A 3,412-nucleotide genomic window follows, 5' to 3' on the forward strand; every position below is an offset into this window, starting at 1 on the left:
TTGATCTCGCGCCCGGCTGTGAAGATGGCGAACAGCTTGAGGGCGTTCCGGGCGAGGCGTTCAACGGCGTCGCCGGCACTGTCCAAGCTCTTCTCGATGCCCTTGCCTTCCTTGACCGCGCTCTCGCGGGTCTTGGCGAAGGAGGTCATCGCCTGCTTCTCGCCCCTGACGAAGGCGGAAGGATCCAAGCCTAGGCTGACGGTGAGCGCGTCGATAACGGTCGGCATATCAGTCCCTCACGATGCTGAGGCCGAGACGTTCCCGGCGGGACGCGGCCATGGCGGGCTCGGCCAAGTTCCGGAACTTCTCCACGCTGCCGCCGGCACGGGCGAACGCCGCGAGCGTGCACATGGCGAAATACAGTTCCGGGTCAGGATCCGGGGCTTTGGACACCTTCCAATGCCGTTGTGCTGTCCGCTGCGCCTCGATGGCGGCCTGAACGGCCGGGTCGGCTAGCAAGTGGTCGATCTCACCCATGTCCGCCCTCAAGCCGCAATCTTCGAGGCTGAAACCGTCGTGAACCATTTGCCGTTTGGTAATTCCGACTCCAACTCGTGGGCGATGTTGTAGATGTTCCACTTGCCGCAGGCCGGCTGTAACTGGCTCTCGACCTCGATGGAGCCGCCGTACTGCAGCGTGGGGTTGAACAGCGTGGTCACCTCGATCCCGGAGGACGTGAACGCGGGATAGCCGCGCATGCCGGTCGACGGCGAGACCTTGGTCGGACCGCCCTGCCGAGACTTGCCACGGGGCCAGATCGCCACCGTGTCCCGGTCGATCACCCACTGAATGCCGGCTGCATCGGCGAGCGCCCGCATCTGGTTGTTGGCGTCGCCCCACAGGTACGGGTTCTGAACCTTGCAGTTCACATCGTTGTTCTCGAACCGGTAGCCCGACGCTTTGACGATCTGCTCGAACGTCTGAGCGACATCGGCTGAGCCCTGAACGCTGGTGGGCTTGGCCGGGGCGACGGCGGTGTAGAGCCCCGCCAGCGCCTCGATCCGGAAGCCGACCTCCGGCTGCACGCGGGCGTCCACGAAGGCCGCCATGATGGTGCCCTTGAACACGACGGAGGGCGACGTTCCATCCTCATAGGCCAGCACGGTGACGTAGTTCTGGCCGACAGCGTTGAGCTGGCTCGGCAGGAGCGTGAGCTGGTTCATCATCGACAGCGTCATGCCGTAGATGGCGATGGCCGCCTTGCCGAGGTCCGGTGCGCCCGCCTGTTCGATCACCACCGAGACGCGGTGGCCCCTCAGGTACGCGGAGTTGCCGCCGCCCTCGAACTGGCCGTTGGCGAGCTGGAACTGCACGTCGAGGTACTTGCGGGTGAACGTCATGCCGTTGCCTTCTCAGCAGCCCCCGGCACGGGATGCGCCGGGAGCCATGTCGGGTGCGAGACCGAACTCAGTAGCGACTGTCCAGCATTTGGGTGCCGCTTAAGCATGAGCCGACCGATGACAGGGGATCTTCCGAAGCTTTGCTCGGCCTCGGTTGTCCAAACGAGCATTTGAGTGTGACCCAGAATGGTTCGGCGAAGGACATCGTGGTACCGCGGAAGAGTGATGCTGCGGTGGCCAATTTGACAAATTCGTTATAGGTAGTCCATCTTCAAGAGAAATGCACTCGATAAGTGCGGCCGATTGCCCGAACGACACGATCGCCCGACTATGTTCGCCCTTGTCCACCGATGTTTACTGGTGTTCACGGAGGCTACATGATCTGTTGCAGCGAGCGGCGACAGCAGGCTTGCACGTGCCGACTTCGCGAAGATTAGGTCTGGCGAGGCGGCCGATCCAACCAGCACGGCGAGCGTGTCGGCCGTTGCGAAGGGCAGTGCTGCGCCTGGGGCCGTTCCACAGTCCTAATGACCGCGAAACGATGGACCGTCGTGAGAAGGAAGGGCGGAAGACACCAGGCCGATCTGTAACGGCTACTGAAGTTGCTGCGCCACGCCCGAGGCGAGACGCAAGCGGGACATGACAGGCCGGTTGCGTAGCTCGGTTATCCGGCCAGCCCTTGACCGTGCCCAGCCTGCCCGCGCAGCTGAGCAATTCCTACGGCAACATCGCCAACGCGCTGGGGGCCGTGAAGCAGCAACAGCAGGGCCAGAAGGGCAGCGTCGGGATGAAGCTAGCGCAGCCCTATCGATCGCAGCCGATCGGCCTGCAGCAGGCCAGAGCCATGTTTGATCCATCGCAGTTCTTCACGATGCTGCGCCAGCATGGCGTGAAGGCTTGAGGCAGGACATTCCAACAATGGATGCCAAATTGTCTCCTGGCCTTGAATTTACTTAAAACACCGTGGACTTCTTTGATGCGAAGGTCAATTTCGGCCACACAGCTGAGATCGAAGTGCCATCAATTGTTCATCGTTCAGCCAGCGAGGAGCAGTTGTCGGAGCGCTGCGCACACGGCGTGACACACGGCTAGATCATCCTCGGGCTCGCCACCCGACGAGCCGACGCCGCCCACGATCTCCTCGCCGACCAGCAGCGGCAACCCACCCGTCAGAGGCAGGCGTCCCGGGAAAGCAAGAAGCGCCGCGTTCGCCTGGATCGCCCCCTGAAGATCCTGGGTCGACGTGCGCGTGATCGCGGCCGTCCGAGCCTTCAACCAAGCCGCCTCCGGCGTGTGCAGCCGCGCGCCGTCGAGGCGTTCGAGGGCGAGCAGCACACCTGCCTCGTCGACCACCGCGAACGCTACCGGAAGGCTGCGCCGTTCGGCCTCCGCGCGCCCCGCAGCCATGAGGATGCGCACATCGGACGCGTCGAGGCAGGTACGCTGATGCATGGGACACCGTCGGATTACGGTCGTGTGAAGTCACGAACTATCTGTCTCGGGGCGCCGGCCGCCTCCTACGGATCGTAGGTCTGGCCGTGCTGCCCGCGCATACGCTCAAGATGGCGAGCGCGGCCGCCTCTGTCGAGGAAATCAGGCACCTCTCTTGCAGACCATCGCTCGTGCCTTCACAGGCGCGATGCTGCACAAGATGGTTTGCGATGGTGATCTCAGCCCGCATGCGGACGGTAAGCGACTGGACGGATGAGGGGTACCGCGGCCTGCGCATTCCGAGATGCACGTCGTGCCGAACCATGACGTGGCGGACCTGGGATCAGCTTCAAGCCCAGGGGGCAGAAGAGGTTTTGGTCGTCGCACAGCGTTTTCACTGCGGGAAGTGCGACCAGGTTCCGGCCGGGCTCCCGGTCGTGATTGGCACCGGCCGGTAGTGCTACTCGGCTCGCCTGAGTTGACAAAGAGGGCACATGATCATTTTGGAAACACGGTTGCGCTAACTTGCTTAGCGGCTCGATGCGCTGAGCTTGAGGATTGATGCTGGACCGTCCGATCATTGGCCTTGCCGTGTGGCTTTCAAAACCCCTCGGCTTCTTGACGACCTGCTTTACCGTCGC

The 3,412-nt window shown here is 63.0% G+C and carries 5 protein-coding genes; 1 reads left to right on the forward strand and 4 read right to left on the reverse strand.

Annotated elements, in window-relative coordinates; all coding sequences use genetic code 11:
- The 3 genes from MKL01_RS22125 to MKL01_RS22135 form a co-directional block, all read right to left on the reverse strand.
- A partial coding sequence (locus tag MKL01_RS22125) for a hypothetical protein (protein WP_243907339.1) occupies positions 1 to 227 on the reverse strand: 227 nt, incomplete at its 3' end.
- 1 nt (position 228) lies between these two features.
- Positions 229 to 477 carry a hypothetical protein gene (locus tag MKL01_RS22130; protein WP_243904426.1) on the reverse strand — a complete coding sequence of 83 codons (249 nt, stop codon included), beginning with the start codon at positions 475 to 477 and terminating at the stop codon, positions 229 to 231.
- A gap of 8 nt (positions 478 to 485) precedes the next feature.
- Entirely contained in the window at positions 486 to 1,340 is an 855-nt protein-coding gene (locus MKL01_RS22135; RefSeq protein ID WP_243907340.1) for a baseplate hub protein, read from the reverse strand.
- Positions 1,341 to 2,019: 679 nt separating this feature from the next.
- Between MKL01_RS22135 and MKL01_RS22140 the strand changes: the two genes are divergently transcribed.
- Complete coding sequence (locus tag MKL01_RS22140; RefSeq protein WP_243907341.1) at positions 2,020 to 2,241, forward strand: hypothetical protein; 222 nt, start codon at positions 2,020 to 2,022, stop codon at positions 2,239 to 2,241.
- 134 nt (positions 2,242 to 2,375) lie between these two features.
- Here the strand turns inward: MKL01_RS22140 and MKL01_RS22145 are convergent, their stop codons facing one another.
- On the reverse strand, positions 2,376 to 2,792 hold the full coding sequence (locus MKL01_RS22145; RefSeq protein WP_243907342.1) for a GlcG/HbpS family heme-binding protein: 417 nt from the start codon (positions 2,790 to 2,792) through the stop codon (positions 2,376 to 2,378).
- Positions 2,793 to 3,412: the final 620 nt, after the last annotated feature.

Source organism: Methylobacterium sp. J-070 (genome assembly GCF_022829385.1).
Classification (GTDB): Bacteria; Pseudomonadota; Alphaproteobacteria; order Rhizobiales; family Beijerinckiaceae; genus Methylobacterium.